General features: G+C 71.8%; 14 protein-coding genes and 1 riboswitch. Of the genes, 10 read left to right on the top strand and 4 right to left on the bottom strand.

All coding sequences use genetic code 11. The features are described from left to right. Positions 1-194 precede the first annotated feature (194 nt). The 6 genes from ACWD1U_RS21450 (at position 195) to ACWD1U_RS21425 (ending at position 8,887) form a co-directional block, all read left to right on the top strand. Positions 195-1,184 carry a malate dehydrogenase gene (locus ACWD1U_RS21450; protein ID WP_451109603.1) on the top strand — a complete coding sequence of 330 codons (990 nt, stop codon included), beginning with the start codon at positions 195-197 and terminating at the stop codon, positions 1,182-1,184. Positions 1,185-1,676: 492 nt separating this feature from the next. Continuing rightward, positions 1,677-3,197, top strand: coding sequence for an aldehyde dehydrogenase family protein (locus tag ACWD1U_RS21445; RefSeq protein WP_451109601.1), 1,521 nt, complete (start codon positions 1,677-1,679; stop codon positions 3,195-3,197). 147 nt (positions 3,198-3,344) lie between these two features. Continuing rightward, positions 3,345-4,877: a GMC family oxidoreductase gene (locus tag ACWD1U_RS21440; RefSeq protein WP_451109600.1), complete on the top strand. Its 1,533-nt coding sequence runs from the start codon at positions 3,345-3,347 to the stop codon at positions 4,875-4,877. After that, complete coding sequence (locus ACWD1U_RS21435; RefSeq protein ID WP_451109598.1) at positions 4,874-5,980, top strand: quaternary amine ABC transporter ATP-binding protein; 1,107 nt, start codon at positions 4,874-4,876, stop codon at positions 5,978-5,980. Before ACWD1U_RS21440 ends, ACWD1U_RS21435 begins: the two co-directional genes overlap by 4 nt. Further along, positions 5,980-7,929 carry an ABC transporter permease gene (locus ACWD1U_RS21430; protein ID WP_451109596.1) on the top strand — a complete coding sequence of 650 codons (1,950 nt, stop codon included), beginning with the start codon at positions 5,980-5,982 and terminating at the stop codon, positions 7,927-7,929. The genes ACWD1U_RS21435 and ACWD1U_RS21430 overlap by 1 nt, the downstream gene beginning before the upstream one ends. A gap of 1 nt (position 7,930) precedes the next feature. Then, positions 7,931-8,887 (top strand): ABC transporter substrate-binding protein, encoded by a 957-nt coding sequence (locus ACWD1U_RS21425; protein ID WP_451109594.1) that lies wholly within the window; start codon positions 7,931-7,933, stop codon positions 8,885-8,887. A 6-nt stretch (positions 8,888-8,893) separates the two neighbouring features. Here ACWD1U_RS21425 and ACWD1U_RS21420 read toward each other — a convergent pair whose 3' ends face one another. Genes ACWD1U_RS21420 through ACWD1U_RS21410 form a run of 3 tightly spaced genes read right to left on the bottom strand, consistent with a single transcriptional unit; the run spans position 8,894 to position 10,574 of the window. Then, positions 8,894-9,613, bottom strand: a complete 720-nt coding sequence (locus ACWD1U_RS21420; RefSeq protein WP_451109592.1) for an isocitrate lyase/PEP mutase family protein — start codon at positions 9,611-9,613, stop codon at positions 8,894-8,896. After that, on the bottom strand, positions 9,610-10,056 hold the full coding sequence (locus ACWD1U_RS21415; protein ID WP_451109591.1) for a carboxymuconolactone decarboxylase family protein: 447 nt from the start codon (positions 10,054-10,056) through the stop codon (positions 9,610-9,612). Before ACWD1U_RS21415 ends, ACWD1U_RS21420 begins: the two co-directional genes overlap by 4 nt. Next, positions 10,053-10,574, bottom strand: coding sequence for a carboxymuconolactone decarboxylase family protein (locus ACWD1U_RS21410; RefSeq protein WP_451109589.1), 522 nt, complete (start codon positions 10,572-10,574; stop codon positions 10,053-10,055). Before ACWD1U_RS21410 ends, ACWD1U_RS21415 begins: the two co-directional genes overlap by 4 nt. Before the next feature lie 46 nt (positions 10,575-10,620). Between ACWD1U_RS21410 and pdxR the strand changes: the two genes are divergently transcribed. After that, positions 10,621-12,009, top strand: coding sequence for a MocR-like pyridoxine biosynthesis transcription factor PdxR (gene pdxR / locus ACWD1U_RS21405; protein ID WP_451109587.1), 1,389 nt, complete (start codon positions 10,621-10,623; stop codon positions 12,007-12,009). Between the two features lie 138 nt (positions 12,010-12,147). On the opposite strand, the gene ACWD1U_RS21400 is transcribed toward pdxR, so the two are convergent. Further along, positions 12,148-12,993: a hypothetical protein gene (locus tag ACWD1U_RS21400; RefSeq protein ID WP_451109585.1), complete on the bottom strand. Its 846-nt coding sequence runs from the start codon at positions 12,991-12,993 to the stop codon at positions 12,148-12,150. A gap of 123 nt (positions 12,994-13,116) precedes the next feature. On the opposite strand from ACWD1U_RS21400, the gene ACWD1U_RS21395 reads away from it, so the two are divergent. The 3 genes from ACWD1U_RS21395 (at position 13,117) to ACWD1U_RS21385 (ending at position 16,362) form a co-directional block, all read left to right on the top strand. Then, positions 13,117-13,464, top strand: a complete 348-nt coding sequence (locus ACWD1U_RS21395; RefSeq protein WP_451109583.1) for a hypothetical protein — start codon at positions 13,117-13,119, stop codon at positions 13,462-13,464. A gap of 15 nt (positions 13,465-13,479) precedes the next feature. Beyond that, positions 13,480-14,661, top strand: a complete 1,182-nt coding sequence (locus ACWD1U_RS21390; RefSeq protein WP_451109581.1) for a glutathionylspermidine synthase family protein — start codon at positions 13,480-13,482, stop codon at positions 14,659-14,661. Between the two features lie 110 nt (positions 14,662-14,771). Beyond that, a riboswitch (ZMP/ZTP riboswitch) is annotated at positions 14,772-14,881 on the top strand. After that, on the top strand, positions 14,881-16,362 hold the full coding sequence (locus ACWD1U_RS21385; protein ID WP_451109580.1) for a glycine hydroxymethyltransferase: 1,482 nt from the start codon (positions 14,881-14,883) through the stop codon (positions 16,360-16,362). Its footprint overlaps the riboswitch before it by 1 nt. Positions 16,363-16,377: the final 15 nt, after the last annotated feature.

Genomic DNA, 16,377 nt, shown 5'->3' with positions numbered 1-16,377 from the left:
TCTCTCCCGGACGGGCGGCCGCCTCTTGCATGGGCACCAGGGCGAGTTGTGGGCCGGGCCACACCGACGCGGCCGTCCGGGATCCCGGATGCGCGATAGCCTGACGGCTGGATGGATCTCTTGACGCCAAGAGATCGATCAAACGTCCGGGGCAGGGACCCCGCCCCACCGCCAGCTGTCATACGGAGAACGCCATGACCCGCACTCCCGTGAACGTCACCGTCACCGGCGCGGCCGGCCAGATCGGTTACGCCCTGCTCTTCCGCATCGCCTCCGGTCAGCTGCTCGGCGCGGACGTGCCGGTGAAGCTGCGCCTCCTCGAGATCACGCCGGCGCTGAAGGCAGCCGAGGGCACGGCCATGGAGCTGGACGACTGCGCGTTCCCGCTCCTGCAGGGCATCGACATCTCGGACGACCCGAACGTCGCCTTCGACGGCGCGAACGTCGCCCTGCTCGTCGGCGCCCGCCCCCGCACCAAGGGCATGGAGCGCGGCGACCTGCTGGAGGCCAACGGCGGCATCTTCAAGCCGCAGGGCCAGGCCATCAACGCCCACGCCGCGGACGACATCAAAGTCCTGGTCGTCGGCAACCCGGCCAACACCAACGCCCTGATCGCCCAGGCCGCCGCGCCGGACGTACCGGCCGAGCGGTTCACCGCGATGACCCGTCTGGACCACAACCGCGCGCTGACCCAGCTCGCGAAGAAGACAGGCTCGACGGTCGCCGACATCAAGCGGCTGACCATCTGGGGCAACCACTCCGCCACCCAGTACCCCGACATCTTCCACGCCACGGTCGCCGGCAAGAACGCCGCCGAGGTCGTGAACGACGAGAAGTGGCTGGCCGAGGACTTCATCCCGACCGTCGCCAAGCGCGGCGCCGCCATCATCGAGGCCCGTGGCGCCTCGTCGGCCGCGTCCGCCGCCAACGCCGCGATCGACCACGTGTACTCCTGGGTCAACGGCACCGCCGACGGCGACTGGGTGTCCATGGGCATCCCGTCGGACGGCTCCTACGAGGTCCCGGAGGGCCTGATCTCCTCCTTCCCGGTCACCTGCAAGGACGGCAAGTACGAGATCGTCCAGGGCCTGGAGGTCAACGAGTTCTCCCGCGCCCGCATCGACGCCTCCGTCAAGGAGCTTGAGGAGGAGCGCGAGGCGGTCCGCGGCCTCGGCCTCATCTGACCGGAGCCTCTCCGCGTTTTCGCGCAGGCCCCGTACCGGTTGCTTCCGGTGCGGGGCCTGCGGGCTTTTCCGAGATCGCGCAGGGACCGGGCCGTGAACAGGGCGATGAGAAGGATGCCCGGCTGCCGCCGGTCGAGGTCGCGCCGGCGTGGCATCCGCGCCATGACCCGGCACCCGTCATGACGTGCGCATGCCTGGTTGTGACGAGCGGTACGGGAGATTTTCCGCGACAGGCCCTGGGCGCGTCGCCGGTCCCGGGCCCTCGTCCCCGGCGCGGCACCCGCCGGAAGGCTTCCGACCCGGGGTGACCTGGCGTGTTGTGCGCGTATGAGCGGGCGGTTTGCGGTGATTTGACCGCATCTCCAGTGACACAGCGCACTTTCGGCCACGGACGCGCATGCATCCGGGGGAGTCGGGCAGGCGAACTCGGTCTCTTAGTGACACGTGTGTGACACAGGGGCGCTGATCAGGAACGGAAGGCGAAGAGCGATCATGGCGGAAAGTACCGAACTTCAGGCGCGTGAAACCATCCATGCGGGAGGAGAGTGGCGGGCCGCCGCCTCCGGGGCCACGCGCGAGATCATCGACCCCGCGGACGCCCTGCCCTTCGCCGTTGTCGCGGAGGGTGACGAGAAGGACACCGATCTCGCGATCGCCGCGGCCCGGCGGGCGTTCGACGAGGGCGAGTGGCCGCACACGCCCGTCACCGAGCGTGCCGCACTGCTGCGCCGCGTCGCCGATCTCCTCGTGCGGGACCGCGAGAAGCTCGGGCTGCTGGAGGCCCGGGACGCGGGCAAGACCGTCGAGGAGGGCCGCGTCGACATCGACTGCGTCGCCGACGCCTTCCGCTACTTCGCGGACCTGGTCGCCGGCGAGGCCCCCGGCCGGGTCGTGGACGCGGGTTCGCCCGACATCCACAGCGTCGTCGTGCACGAGCCCATCGGCGTCTGCGCGATGATCACGCCCTGGAACTACCCGCTGCTCCAGGCCAGCTGGAAGATCGCCCCGGCCCTGGCCGCCGGCAACACCTTCGTCGTCAAGCCGAGCGAGATCACCCCGATGACGACGATCGCGCTGATCGACCTGCTCGTCGAGGCCGGACTTCCCGCGGGGGTCGCCAACATCGTCACCGGCCCCGGTCACACCGTCGGCGCCCGCCTCTCCGAGCACCCCGACGTCGACCTGGTCTCCTTCACCGGTGGCCTGATCAGCGGCACCAAGGTCGCCCAGGCCGCCGCGCCCACCGTCAAGAAGGTCGCCCTCGAACTCGGCGGCAAGAACCCCAACGTCGTCTTCGCCGACGCCTGCGCCACCGAGGAGGGCTTCGACACCGCCGTCGACCAGGCCCTCAACGCCGCCTTCATCCACAGCGGCCAGGTCTGCTCGGCCGGCGCCCGCCTCATCATCGAGGAGTCCGTCCGGGACCGCTTCGTCGCCGAACTCGCCCGGCGCGCCGAGAAGATCCGCCTCGGCCGCGGCACCGAGGACGGCGTCGAGTGCGGCCCGCTGGTCTCCGAACAGCAACGCGCCAAGGTCGAGATGTACGTCGAGTCCGCCCTCGCGGAGGGCGCGGTGCTGCGCTCCGGCGGCAAGCGCCCCGAACCGTCCCCGCAGCGCCCGGAGAACGGTTACTTCTACGAGCCGACCGTCCTCGACCACTGCCACCGCGAGATGCGCGTCGTACGGGAGGAGGTCTTCGGGCCGGTCGTCACCGTCGAGACCTTCCGTACCGAGGACGAGGCCGTGGCCCTCGCCAACGACACCGAGTACGGGCTCGCGGGCGGCGTCTGGACCGCCGACCAGGGCCGCGCCCGCCGTGTCGCCGGCCGGCTGCGCCACGGCACGATCTGGATCAACGACTTCCACCCCTACCTGCCGCAGGCGGAGTGGGGCGGCTTCGGCAAGAGCGGAGTGGGCCGCGAACTCGGCCCGGCCGGACTCGCCGAATACCGAGAGACCAAGCACGTGTACCAGAACCTCGCACCCAAGCCGGTGCGCTGGTTCGCGGGCTGACCAGACCCCCGCGGCCGTCGCCCCGCCCGGCGGTCGGCCCCATGACCGTCGGCCCCACGACCGTCGCCCCACGACCGTCGGCCGCCAACGGCGACCCCCGTCCCCAGACTCCCCCACAGATCCCGGTCCCCCTGGAGTACCACTCCCATGTCCCACAACACCCGTGAATTCGACTATGTCGTCATAGGCGGCGGAACCGCAGGTTCCGTCATCGCCTCCCGTCTCACCGAGAACCCCGACGTCACCGTCGCCGTCATCGAGGGCGGCCCCAGCGACGTCGGCCGCGACGACGTGCTGACCCTGCGCCGCTGGATGGGCCTGCTCGGCGGCGAGCTCGACTACGACTACCCCACCACCGAACAGCCACGCGGAAACTCGCACATCCGGCACAGCCGGGCCCGCGTCCTGGGCGGCTGCTCCTCGCACAACACCCTGATCGCCTTCAAGCCGCTGCCGGCCGACTGGGACGAGTGGGAGGCCGCGGGCGCCAAGGGCTGGGGCGCGGTGCAGATGGAGGCGTACTTCGCGCGCCTGCTCAACAACATCGTCCCGGTCGACGAGAAGGACCGGAACGCCATCGCCCGCGACTTCGTCGACGCGGCGCAGGAGGCGCTCGGCGTCCCGCGTGTCGACGGCTTCAACAAGAAGCCGTTCACCGAGGGCGTCGGCTTCTTCGACCTCGCCTACCACCCCGAGAACAACAAGCGTTCCTCGGCGTCGGTGGCGTACCTGCACCCGGTGATGGACGAGCGTCCCAACCTGACGATCCTGCTGGAGACCTGGGCGTACAAGCTGGAACTCGACGGCAACCGGGCCGAGGGCGTCCACGTGCGCACCAAGGACGGCGAGGAGATCCTCGTCAAGGCACGCAACGAGGTCCTGCTGTGCGCCGGGGCGGTCGACTCGCCCCGGTTGCTGATGCACTCCGGCATCGGCCCCAAGGCCGACCTGGAGAAGCTCGGCATCCCCGTCACGCACGACCTGCCGGGCGTCGGTGAGAACCTGCTCGACCACCCCGAGTCGGTCATCGTCTGGGAGACCAACGGCCCCATCCCGGAGAACTCGGCGATGGACTCCGACGCGGGCCTGTTCGTGCGCCGCGACCCCGAACTGGCGCACCCCGACCTGATGTTCCACTTCTACCAGGTCCCGTTCACGGACAACCCGGAGCGACTGGGCTACCAGCGGCCCGATTTCGGCGTCTCGATGACCCCGAACATCCCCAAGCCGAAGAGCCGCGGCCGGCTGTACCTCACCAGCGCCGACCCCGAGGCCAAGCCGGCCCTCGACTTCCGCTACTTCACCGACGAGGACGACTACGACGGCCGCACCCTCGTCGACGGCATCAAGATCGCCCGCGAGATCGCCAAGACCGAGCCGCTGGCCGGGTGGCTCAAGCGCGAGGTGTGCCCGGGTCCGGACGTGACGAACGACGAGGAGCTCAGCGAGTACGCCCGAAAGGTCGCGCACACCGTCTACCACCCGGCCGGCACCTGCAAGATGGGCGACGTTGACGACCAGCTGGCCGTCGTCGACCCCGAGCTGCGCATCCGCGGCCTGGAAGGCATCCGCATCGCCGACGCCTCCGTGTTCCCCACCATGACCACCGTGAACCCGATGATCGGCGTGCTCATGGTCGGGGAGAAGGCCGCCGAGCTGATCGGTGGTGGTTCCCGATGACCGCGACCCTCGAACCCCCCACGGAGCAGATCATGGACACCACGCCCGTCTTCTCGGTGGAGGGCCTGTGGAAGGTGTTCGGCCCCAAGGCCGACCGCGTTCCCGCCGACCCCGAGCTCACCGCCCTCGACCCCGCCGAGCTGCGCTCCCGCACCGGCTGCACGGCCGCCGTCCGCGACGTCACCTTCGACGTGCGCAAGGGCGAGGTCTTCGTCGTCATGGGCCTGTCCGGCTCCGGCAAGTCCACGCTGGTGCGCTGTCTGACCCGGCTGATCGAGCCGACGGCCGGCACCATCGCCATCGACGGCGAGGACGTCCGCGCCATGGACCGCTCCCGGCTGCGCGAACTGCGCCGCCACCGCGCCGCCATGGTCTTCCAGCACTTCGGCCTGCTGCCGCACCGCTCGGTCCTCGACAACGTCGCCTACGGCCTGGAGATCCAGGGCATGGGCAAGGCCGAGCGGCGCGAGCGGGCCGCCGAGGTCGTCGCCAAGGTCGGCCTGGAGGGCATGGAGCACCGCCGCCCCGGCCAGCTCTCCGGCGGCCAGCAGCAGCGCGTCGGGCTTGCCCGCGCGCTCGCCGCCGACCCCGAAGTCCTGCTGTTCGACGAACCCTTCAGCGCCCTGGACCCGATGATCCGGCGCGACATGCAGGACGAGGTCGTCCGGCTGCACCAGGAGGAAGGCCGCACGATGGTCTTCATCACCCACGACCTCAACGAGGCCCTCAAGCTGGGCGACCGCATCGCCCTGATGCGCGACGGCCGGGTCGTGCAACTCGGCACACCCGAGGAGATCGTGGGCTCGCCCGCCGACGACTACGTCCGCGAGTTCGTCCGGGACGTCCCGCGCGAGCAGGTCATGACCGTCCGCACGGCCATGCGCCGCCCGTCGGCCGGCCAGGACGGCAGCGGACCGGCGGTCCGGCCCGACGCGACGGTGTCCGAGGCGATCGAGGCGGTCGCCCGCGCCGGCTCACCGGCCCGGGTCGTCGACAAGGGCAGGTGCGTGGGCGTGGTCGACTCCGACACGCTGCTCGGCGTCGTCGCCGGCACGGAGCAGCCCGCTCCGCCGGGGACGCAGCAGCCCAAGGAGGCGGTGTGATGGCGACCATCACCGCGTCCCCGCCGCGCTTCGGTCTGCCCGGATTCCTCAAGCACCGGGCCGTGCGCAAGCTGCTGCTGCTCGCCCTGGCCGCCGCGATCCTCGTGCCGCTGGCCGGCGCCCGCTGGACGAGCGGCAGCTGGCCGACCGCGCTGACCGTCGACCTCTCCGGGCCGCTCACCAGGACCAGCGACTGGATCATCGACAACCGCGACAGCCACCCGCTGTTCCTGTACTTCTTCGGCTACGTCAGCAACGTCGTCGTCATCGCCGTACGAGCCGTCTACCTCACCCTCCTGGCCCTCGGCTGGGCCGGGGTCACGGCCCTGGGCGCCCTGGTCGCCTGGCGCGTGGCGGGTGTGAAGCTGGCGCTCGGCACGGCCACCGCGTTCCTCGCCTGCGGGCTGCTCGGCATGTGGGTGCCGACCATGCAGACGCTCGCCCTGATGGTCGTCGCGGTCCTCGCATCGGTCGCGGTGGGCGCGCTGCTCGGGCTCGCCGCGGGGCTGTCCGACCGGATGGACCGCGTCCTGCGCCCGATCCTGGACACCATGCAGGTGCTGCCCGCCTTCGCCTACCTGCTGCCGGTCGTGCTGATCTTCGGCATCGGCGTCCCGGCGGCCGTCCTGGCCACCGTCGTCTACGCCGCCCCGCCCATGGCCCGGCTCACCTCACTCGGCCTGCGCGGCGCCGACAAGGAGGTGCTGGAGGCCGTCGAGTCCCTCGGCTCGACCGCCCGCCAGCGACTGCTGACGGCCCGTATCCCGCTGGCCCGCAAGGAACTCCTCCTCGGCCTCAACCAGACGATCATGATGGCGCTGTCCATGGCCGTCATCGCGTCCGTGATCGGCGCGGGCGGTCTCGGCGACCGCGTCTACCAGGCGCTGGCCTCGGTCGACGTCGGTGCCGCGCTCGCCGCCGGTATCCCGATCGTGCTGCTGGCCGTCGTCCTGGACCGGGTCACGGGCGCTGCGGGGGAGCGGCTCGGCGCCGATCCCGAACCCCGCAGTGGCCTCGGCTGGCTCTACGCGCTCGCCGGCGTCGTCGCCGTGGCGGTCGCCGGGCGGCTCGCGGGCCGGCTCGACTGGCCCGAAGCCTGGATCGTCGGCATCGCCGAGCCCGTCAACCGCGCCGTCGACTGGATGACCGCGCACCTGTACTCCGGCGTCCCCGTCATCGGCGGCACCGCCGACTGGGCCGGCCACTTCACCACCTGGGTCCTCGACCCGGTGCGCGACGGCCTCCAGTGGCTGCCCTGGTGGTCGGTCCTGCTGATCGTCGCCGCCCTTGCCTGGGTGATCGGCACCTGGCGCACCGCGCTGACCGCCGTCCTCGCCATGGCCGCGATCGGCGTCCTCGGCGTCTGGCAGCCGTCGCTCGACACGCTGTCGCAGGTCCTGGCGGCCGTCGCCGTCACCCTCATCGTCGGCTTCGCCACCGGGATCGCGGCGGCCCGCAGCGACCGCCTGGAGCGGGCGCTGCGCCCCGTCCTCGACGTGTTCCAGACGATGCCGCAGTTCGTGTATCTGATCCCGGTCGTCGCCCTGTTCGGCGTCGGCCGCGCCCCGGCCGTCGCGGCCGCGATCGTCTACGCGCTGCCCGCCGTCGTACGGATCACCACCCAGGGTCTGCGCCAGGTCGACCCGGCCGCGCTGGAGTCCTCCAGCTCGCTGGGTGCGACCAGCTGGCAGCAGCTGAAGCAGGTCCAGCTCCCGCTGGCCCGCCCGGCGTTGCTGCTCGCCGTCAACCAGGGCCTCGTCCTGGTCCTCGCCGTCGTCGTCATCGGCGGCCTGGTCGGCGGTGGCGCACTCGGCTACGACGTCGTCTTCGGCCTCGCTCAGGGCGACCTGGCGACCGGTCTGGTGGCCGGCGGGGCGATCGTCTGCCTCGGCCTGATGCTCGACCGGGTGACGCAGCCCACCGAACGCCGCGCGAAGAAGGGAGCGTGACATGCGAGTCCGCAAGACGGCCGTGATCGCCGCGGTGAGCTCCCTGGCGCTGCTCACCGGCTGCGGTGCCGCCGACATGACCAAGCAGGCCTCGCCCTTCGCCAACGCGCAGGGCGCCAAGTCCGTGACCCTGTCCGTGCAGTCCTGGGTGGGCGCGCAGGCCAACGTGGCCGTCGCCCAGTACATCCTGGAGCACGAGCTGGGCTACAGGGTCGACACCGTCCAGGTCGACGAGGTGCCCGCCTGGGACGCCCTCAGCCAGGGCCGCGTCGACGCCATCCTGGAGGACTGGGGCCACCCCGAGCAGGAGAAGCGGTACGTCGACGACAAGAAGACGATCGCCCGCGGCGGCGGACTCGGCGTCACCGGTCACATCGGCTGGTTCGTCCCGACGTACCTCGCCAAGCAGCACCCGGACATCACGAACTGGAAGAACCTCAACAAGTACTCCCACCTGTTCCGCACTCCGGAGAGCGGCGACAAGGGCCAGCTGATGGACGGTTCGCCGTCCTACGTCACCAACGACAAGGCGCTGGTGAAGAACCTGAAGCTGGACTACCAGGTGGTGTTCGCGGGGTCCGAGGCGGCGCAGATCACGCAGATGAGGCAGTTCGCCAAGGAGAAGAAGCCCTTCCTCACGTACTGGTACTCGCCGCAGTGGCTCTTCAAGAAGGTCCCGATGACCGAGGTGAAGCTGCCGCCGTACAAGGAGGGCTGCGACGCCGACCCGGAGAAGGTCGCCTGCGCCTATCCGCACACCCCGCTCCAGAAGTACCTGAACTCGGGCTTCGCGAAGAACGGCGGCAAGGCGGCGGCCTTCCTGAAGAAGTTCAAGTGGACGACCGAGGACCAGAACGAGGTCTCCCTGATGATCGCCGACCAGAAGATGACACCCGAGGACGCGGCGAAGAAGTGGGTGGACAGCCACAAGTCCACGTGGAAGAAGTGGCTGTCCTGAGCGCCCCTACGGTCGCAGGCCGGCGGCGATCTCCCGCAGGGCCCGAGCGGCCCGCCGCTGGAGTCCCGGCCCGAAGGTGATCCGGGTGGCCCCTCGCGCGCCGAGTTCGGCGGGCGTGGGGCCGCCCTCGGCCGGGGCACCCACGTTGATCGGCCCCTGGATTCCGGCCCGCAGCAGCGGCAGAACGTCCGGCGGCGCCCCGATCGGGTACACGCAGTCGGCCCCCGCGGCGACGTACAACGCGGCCCGCTCGACGGCCCGTTCGGGATCGGTGACCCCGCGGGCAAAGGTGTCCACGCGGGCGTTGACGAAGAGCCGCTCACCGGCCGCGTCCCGCACCTCGGCCAGCCAGTCGGCATGCGCGTGCGGGTCCTTGAGCACTCCACTCTCGGAGTCCTCCAGGTTGCAGCCCACCGCCCCCGCCTCCAGCAGCCGCTCCACCAGCACCTTCGGCGCGAGCCCGTACCCGCCCTCCACGTCCGCCGACACGGGCACGTCGACGGCCCGGACGATCCGGGTGACCGCCGCGAACATCTCGTCGGCCGGGACCTGCCCGTCCTCGTACCCGAGGGATGCGGCGACCCCGGCACTGGGCGTGGCGAGCGCCGGGAACCCGGCCTCGGCGAACACCCGGGCACTGGCCGCGTCCCACGGCCCCGGCAGCACGAGGGGATCACCGGGCGCCCGGTGGTGGTGCAGGGCGCGGAACGTCTCCACCTTGCTCATGGCGTGTGACCCCCCGGCGGGATCCGGCGGCTGACCATCACCCGGTTCCAGTTGTTGACGGCGACGACCAGACCGATCAGGTGGGCGAGCCGGGCCTCGTCGAAGTGCTTGGCGGCGTTCTCGTACACCTCGTCCGGCACGAAACCGTCCGTCAGAACCGTCACCGCCTCCGTCAGGGCCAGCGCCGCCCGCTCCCGCTCGTCGAAGACGTCCTCGGCCTCCTCCCACGCCGCCAGCAGATCGAGCTGCTTCTCGCTCACCCCGTACTGTCGGGCGATCGTGAGATGCATGTCGAGGCAGAACGCGCAGTGGTTGAGCTGCGAGGCGCGGATCACGACGAGTTCGGCCAGGGCCGGGTCGCCCAGGCCCTGCTTGGCGACCTTGCTGAGCGCGGACAGGGCCCGCCCGACCGCCGGGTCCAGCAGCCCGGTCCGTGCCGTCACTTGTACTGGCCCGGCTGGTAGTGCCCGGGCGCCATGCGGCAGGTCACCCCGAACCGGTTCCAGGCGTTGATCACCGTGATCGCGGCGATCAGCTGCGCCAGCTCCGACTCCTCGAAGTGCCTGGCGGCGTTCTCGTACACCTCGTCCGGCACGAAACCGTCCGTCAGAACCGTCACGGCCTCCGTCAGCTCCAGGGCCGCGAGCTCCTTCGCGGTGTAGAAGTGCCGTGACTCGTCCCAGGCGCTGAGCTGCACGATCCGCTCGACGCTCTCGCCCGACGCGAGGGCGTCCTTGGTGTGCATGTCGATGCAGAAGGCGCAGTGGTTGATCTGCGAGGCGCGGATCTTCACCAGCTCGTACAGCTGGTGGTCCAGGCCCTGCCGGGCGGCGGTCTCCAGCCGGACCATCGCCCGGTAGACCTCGGGCGCGTGCTTGGCCCACTCCAGGCGGGCGGGCCGCTCGGCGGCATACTCCACGGTCGTCGTCGTGGCCGTCGTGTCGTCGGGATGCGTCGTCATGCCCTCGATCCTAGGAGGAAGCAGCCCAGGGATATGGTCCATTTCCATGTCTGAACCTTGGGCCACTCTGGGCATCGATCTGCACGTGGAGCCGACCGGCCCGGGCCTGCGCCGGGGGCTGACCGACGCCCTGCGCCAGGCGGTGCGCTCCGGCCGCCTCGCCCCCGGCAGCCGGCTGCCCTCCTCCCGCGCGCTCGCCGCCGACCTGGGCATCGCCCGCAACACGGTCGCCGACGCCTACGCCGACCTGGTCGCCGAAGGCTGGCTCACGGCCCGGCAGGGGTCCGGGACCCGGGTGGCCGAGCGAAGGGTCGTCCCGCCGGCCGGCACGGCATCCCACCCCCGGGTCCGCACCCGTCCCGCCTACGACCTGCGCCCCGGCAGCCCCGACCTCGCGTCCTTCCCGCGCGCGCAGTGGCTCAAGGCCGCCCGGCGCGCCCTGAACACCGCCCCGTACCACGCGCTGGACTACGGCGACCCCCGTGGCCGTCCGGAGTTGCGGGCAGCGCTCGCCGGCTACCTCTCCCGGGTCCGGGGCGTCCGCGCCGACCCCGAACGGATCGTGGTGTGCGCCGGGTTCGCGCACGGGCTCAACCTGCTGGGCACGGTCCTGCGGGCACGCGGGGCCGCGACGGTCGCGGTCGAGTCGTACGGCCTCGACGAGCACCGGAGGCTCCTGACCTCCTCGGGCCTGCGTACCACCCCGCTGCCCTTCGACCGGCTGGGGACCGACCCGGGCGAGCCGGCCGGAGCCGACGCTGTCCTGATCACCCCCGCCCACCAGTTCCCGATGGGCGTTCCCCTGCACCGCGACCGCCGGGCGGCCGTCGTCGACTGGGCGCGGCGCACCGGCGGCCTGGTGCTGGAGGACGACTACGACGGCGAGTTCCGCTACGACCGGCAGCCCGTCGGCGCGCTCCAGGGCCTGGACCCCGACCGGGTGGTCTACCTGGGCACCGCGAGCAAGTCCCTCGCCCCCGGGCTGCGGCTGGCCTGGATGGTGCTGCCGCCGGACCTCGCCGAGGAGGTCGCGGCGGCCAAGGGCGACATCGACTCCTGCGGGGCGCTGGACCAGCTGACCCTGGCCGAGTTCCTCACGTCCGGTGCCTACGACCGCCATGTGCGCGCGACCCGCCTGCGCTACCGGCGCCGCCGGGACGCCCTGGTCGCCGCCGTCGCGGCCCGGGCCCCCGAGGTCCGCGTCACCGGCATCGCGGCCGGTCTGCACGTCCTGCTGCGGCTGCCGTCCGGCACCGAGCAGTCGGTCGTCCAGTCCGCCCACTGGCGGGGCCTCGCGCTCCACGGACTCGCCCGCTACGGCAACCCCGCGGCGACGGTGGAGCCGGTCGACGCCCTGGTCGTCGGATACGGCACACCCCCCGACCACGCCTGGTCGGGGGCGCTGGACGCACTGTGCGCGGTACTGCCCGGGTGACCGCGTTCGCCGCACCGCCCGCGCCCGGCATCGCCCACCCCGGGAGTGGAAGCCGGCCGCACGGCCCGGCGTCACGCGACAGGCGCGGTGACCGTGGCGGGATCACCGGTCACGCCGTCCCACGGGACAGCACGTGGGTCACCTCGACACGACCGCGCTCTCCTCCGCTTCCACCGGTGCCTCACCGAACCGCGACAACGCCAGCGCGCCGGCGACCGCCACCGCGAAACCGAGCACCGCCAGCCACCCCAGCCCCGACCGTGTGCGGTCCCCGAGCCACACCACGCCGATCAGCGCGGGCCCGACCGTCTCCCCGAGCACCAGCCCCGCGGTCGCCGTGGTCACCGACCCGCGCTGCAGGGCGGAGGTCAGCAACAGGAACGCGGCCCCGCCGCCGAGCAGCAGCGCGTACGACGCCGGGTTCGTGAAGAGCGCGGCGGGTGTCAGCCCGTCGATGAGCCGCACCGCCACCTCCACCACCCCGAACCCCAGCCCGGCACCGAGCCCGAGCGCCAGAGCCCGGCCCCGCTCCGGAAGCCGCCCGCCCGCCGCGCCGAGCAACAGCACTCCGGCCGCCGCACCGAGCATCGCCCACTTCAGCCAGACCGGCCCGGCCTCGTCTCCCTCCGCCCCGGACGCCAGCCCCAGCAGCGCGAGCCCGGCGCACACCACCCCCACCGCCGCCCACTCCGTACGGCTCAGCCGCACCTTCAGCAGCCGCGCCGCGACCACGGCCGTCACCGCGAGGCTCGCCGCCAGCGCCGCCCCCACGGCATAGATCGGTACCGACCGCAGCGCGAGGATCTGCAGCACGAAACCCAGCCCGTCGAGCGCGAGCCCGGCCAGATACCGCCACTGCCGCAGCGCCCGCCACAGCAGCGCCACGTCCCCGCCCGGCCCGGTGGCCGCCGCGGCCCGCGCGGCGATCGCCTGCAGCACCGTCGCCGTGCCGAAACAGACCGCCGCGCCAAGGGCACACACCATTCCAAAAATCACAAATCGACAGTAGGGGAGCGGCCGGGGGGAGGGGGGCATGCGCGCAGGTTCACACCGTTCTCTAGGCTGACCGCCTGTCAGTGCCCAAGGGGAGAACACGGGGAGACGCACATGGCCGAAACACGACGACGGTTGCGCTCGAGCACGGTGGTGCTGGGCGGCATGGGTGTCCTCGCGGCGGCCCTGTCCGCGTGCGGTTCCGACCCGGACCGCCGCTGCGTGGACCGCGACAGCTACGACTACAACGGCTACAAGATCGTCGCCGACAAGAACTGCAAGTCGGGCTCCTCTTCCTCCTACGGCAACGGCCGCAAGACGACCGGCAAGACCAAGGTCACGGACGCCGACTGGTACTACGACGCCGACGTCAGCGGCGGTCGCGCCGAGCACGGCACCTTCAGCCGCAGCGAGGCCGTCGACCGGGGCGGCTTCGGCTGCTCGGGCTCCGGCGGCGGCTGACCGGGCCGTACGCAGATGGAACGCCGCACCGTCGAACCCCGTCCCGGCTGGCAGCAGACCGTCGAGGAGCAGGGCCTGATCTACCCCCTGACCCGTTACCCCGACGGCTCCCTGCGCCCCTACTGGGACGAGAGCGCCCACTACGTCTTCAGCCTCCCGGAGATCGAGGCCCTGGAAGAGGTCGTGGAGGAACTCCACCGCATGTGCCTGGCGGCGGCCGGGCACATCGTCGCCGAGGACCGTTTCGCGGATCTGGGCATCACCGACCCCCGCGTGGCCAGTGCGGTCGCCGAGGCCTGGCAGCGCCGCGCCGAACTCCCCTCGGTCTACGGCCGCTTCGACCTCCGCTACGACGGCACCGGCCCGGCCGCGCTCCTGGAGTACAACGCCGACACCCCCACCTCACTGGTCGAGGCCGCGTCCCCCCAGTGGTTCTGGATGGAGGAACGCTTCCCCGGCGCGGACCAGTGGAACTCCCTCCACGAACGCCTGATCGACGCCTGGAAGAACCAGGCCGCCCGGCTCCCGCCGGGCAGCCCCCTGTACTTCGCGTACTCCGCCGCCGACGAACTCGGCGAGGACATGATGACGGTCGCCTACCTCAAGGAGACCGCCGAGCAGGCGGGCCTGGCCACCGACTGGATCTCCATGGAGGAGATCGGCTGGGACCGCCTCTCCGGTCGTTTCGTCGACCAGCGCCTGCGCTTCATCCGCAGCGTCTTCAAGCTCTACCCCTGGGAGTGGCTCACCACCGACCGCTTCGCCGGCCACGTCCTCGACACCCTGGACAACGGCGGCGGCACCGGCTCCACCCTCTGGATCGAGCCGGCCTGGAAGATGCTCCTCAGCAACAAGGCCCTCCTGGCGATCCTCTGGGAGCTGTACCCGGACCACCCCAACCTCCTCCCCGCGTACCTGGACGGTCCCCGGGACCTGACCACCACGGGCTGGGTCGCCAAGCCCCTCCTCGGCCGGGAGGGCGCGGGCGTCACCATCCACGAGCCCGGATCCCCTCGCCACCTCCGCGACGAACCGTGCGTCTACCAGCAACTGGCGCCGCTGCCCGATTTCGACGGCAACCGAGTGGTCCTGGGAGCGTGGGTGGTGGAAAACGAGTCGGCGGGCCTCGGCATCCGCGAGTCGGCGGGCTTGATCACGGACGAGTACGCCCGTTTCCTGCCGCACGTGATCCTCTAGGCCGGGTCCGCGACGTCCCGTCCTCCGCCCGAAGGGCGGGGCGCGGGGCTCCGCGGACGCGACCCGGCGATGCTCCCCCGCCGTTCACCCCCACCCCACCGGGTAGGCTGGCCGAGGGCCGTGACTGGCGTGCTGGGATGGGACCGACCATCGGGAAGCGGCCCCCGGACCCGGTTGACCCCGGGGGGCCGGAATCGTGCCGTGCGCCTGGGCCGTACCGTGAACGCTGAACGCAACGTCCGGAGGTCCCACATGCCAGCCGAGCCCCTCTCCACCGCTTCCACCGCCTACCGCGCCGCACTCGACGTGATCCGCGCCGTGGAGCCCCGCGTCGCCGACGCCATCGGCCAGGAGGTCGCCGACCAGCGCGAGATGCTCAAGCTGATCGCCTCCGAGAACTACGCCTCCCCGGCCACGCTCCTGACGATGGGCAACTGGTTCAGCGACAAGTACGCCGAGGGCACCGTCGGCCGCCGCTTCTACGCCGGCTGCCGCAACGTCGACACCGTCGAGTCCCTGGCCGCCGAGCACGCCAAGGAGCTGTTCGGCGCCCGCCACGCCTACGTCCAGCCGCACTCCGGCATCGACGCCAACCTCGTCGCCTTCTGGGCCGTCCTCGGCGCCCGCGTCGAGGTGCCCTTCCTGGAGAAGACCGGCGTCCGGCAGGTCAACGACCTGACCGACGCCGACTGGGCCGAGCTGCGCCAGGCCTTCGGCAACCAGCGCATGCTCGGCATGTCCCTGGACGCCGGCGGCCACCTCACCCACGGCTTCCGCCCGAACATCTCGGGCAAGATGTTCGACCAGCGCTCCTACGGCACCGACCCGTCGACCGGCCTCATCGACTACGAGGCGCTGCGCGCCCAGGCCCGCGAGTTCAAGCCGCTGATCATCGTCGCGGGCTACTCGGCCTACCCCCGCCTGGTGAACTTCCGGATCATGCGCGAGATCGCCGACGAGGTCGGCGCGACGCTCATGGTCGACATGGCGCACTTCGCCGGCCTGGTCGCGGGCAAGGTCCTGACCGGCGACTTCGACCCGGTCCCGCACGCCCAGATCGTGACGACGACCACCCACAAGTCGCTGCGCGGCCCCCGCGGCGGCATGGTCCTGTGCGACGACTCCCTGAAGGACCAGGTCGACCGCGGCTGCCCGATGGTCCTCGGCGGCCCGCTCCCGCACGTCATGGCCGCCAAGGCCGTCGCTCTCGCGGAGGCCCGCCAGGAGTCCTTCCGCGACTACGCCCAGCGCATCGTCGACAACTCCCGCGCCCTCGCCGAGGGCCTGATGCGCCGCGGCGCGACGCTGGTCACGGGCGGCACGGACAACCACCTGAACCTGATCGACGTCGCCTCCTCCTACGGCCTCACGGGCCGCCAGGCCGAGGCCGCCCTGCTGGAGTCGGGCATCGTCACCAACCGCAACGCGATCCCCGCCGACCCGAACGGCGCCTGGTACACCTCCGGCATCCGCATCGGCACCCCGGCCCTGACCACCCGCGGCCTCGGCACGGCGGAGATGGACGAGGTCGCCGGCCTCATCGACCGCGTCCTCACCACCACCGAGCCGGGCACCACCAAGTCGGGCGCCCCCTCCAAGGCGGCGCACGTCCTGGACCCGAAGGTCGCCGACGAGATCTCCCGCCGCGCCACCGACCTCGTGGCCGGTTTCCCGCTGTACCCGGAGATCGACCTGGGCTGACGCCCGTGGCGGCGG

The organism is Streptomyces sp. NPDC002788, assembly GCF_053592115.1.
Note: the sequence above shows the minus strand (reverse complement) of the source record. Positions and strands in the feature narration are given on the sequence as shown.

What these genes read in the sequence shown, in the direction of transcription:
- ACWD1U_RS21450 (WP_451109603.1), top strand. Translation starts at nt 195, where the DNA reads ATGACCCGCACTCCCGTGAACGTCACCGTCACCGGCGCGGCCGGCCAG.
- ACWD1U_RS21445 (WP_451109601.1), top strand. Translation starts at nt 1,677, where the DNA reads ATGGCGGAAAGTACCGAACTTCAGGCGCGTGAAACCATCCATGCGGGA.
- ACWD1U_RS21440 (WP_451109600.1), top strand. Translation starts at nt 3,345, where the DNA reads ATGTCCCACAACACCCGTGAATTCGACTATGTCGTCATAGGCGGCGGA.
- ACWD1U_RS21435 (WP_451109598.1), top strand. Translation starts at nt 4,874, where the DNA reads ATGACCGCGACCCTCGAACCCCCCACGGAGCAGATCATGGACACCACG.
- ACWD1U_RS21430 (WP_451109596.1), top strand. Translation starts at nt 5,980, where the DNA reads ATGGCGACCATCACCGCGTCCCCGCCGCGCTTCGGTCTGCCCGGATTC.
- ACWD1U_RS21425 (WP_451109594.1), top strand. Translation starts at nt 7,931, where the DNA reads ATGCGAGTCCGCAAGACGGCCGTGATCGCCGCGGTGAGCTCCCTGGCG.
- ACWD1U_RS21420 (WP_451109592.1), bottom strand. Translation starts at nt 9,613, where the DNA reads ATGAGCAAGGTGGAGACGTTCCGCGCCCTGCACCACCACCGGGCGCCC.
- ACWD1U_RS21410 (WP_451109589.1), bottom strand. Translation starts at nt 10,574, where the DNA reads ATGACGACGCATCCCGACGACACGACGGCCACGACGACGACCGTGGAG.
- pdxR (WP_451109587.1), top strand. Translation starts at nt 10,621, where the DNA reads ATGTCTGAACCTTGGGCCACTCTGGGCATCGATCTGCACGTGGAGCCG.
- ACWD1U_RS21400 (WP_451109585.1), bottom strand. Translation starts at nt 12,993, where the DNA reads ATGGTGTGTGCCCTTGGCGCGGCGGTCTGTTTCGGCACGGCGACGGTG.
- ACWD1U_RS21395 (WP_451109583.1), top strand. Translation starts at nt 13,117, where the DNA reads ATGGCCGAAACACGACGACGGTTGCGCTCGAGCACGGTGGTGCTGGGC.
- ACWD1U_RS21390 (WP_451109581.1), top strand. Translation starts at nt 13,480, where the DNA reads ATGGAACGCCGCACCGTCGAACCCCGTCCCGGCTGGCAGCAGACCGTC.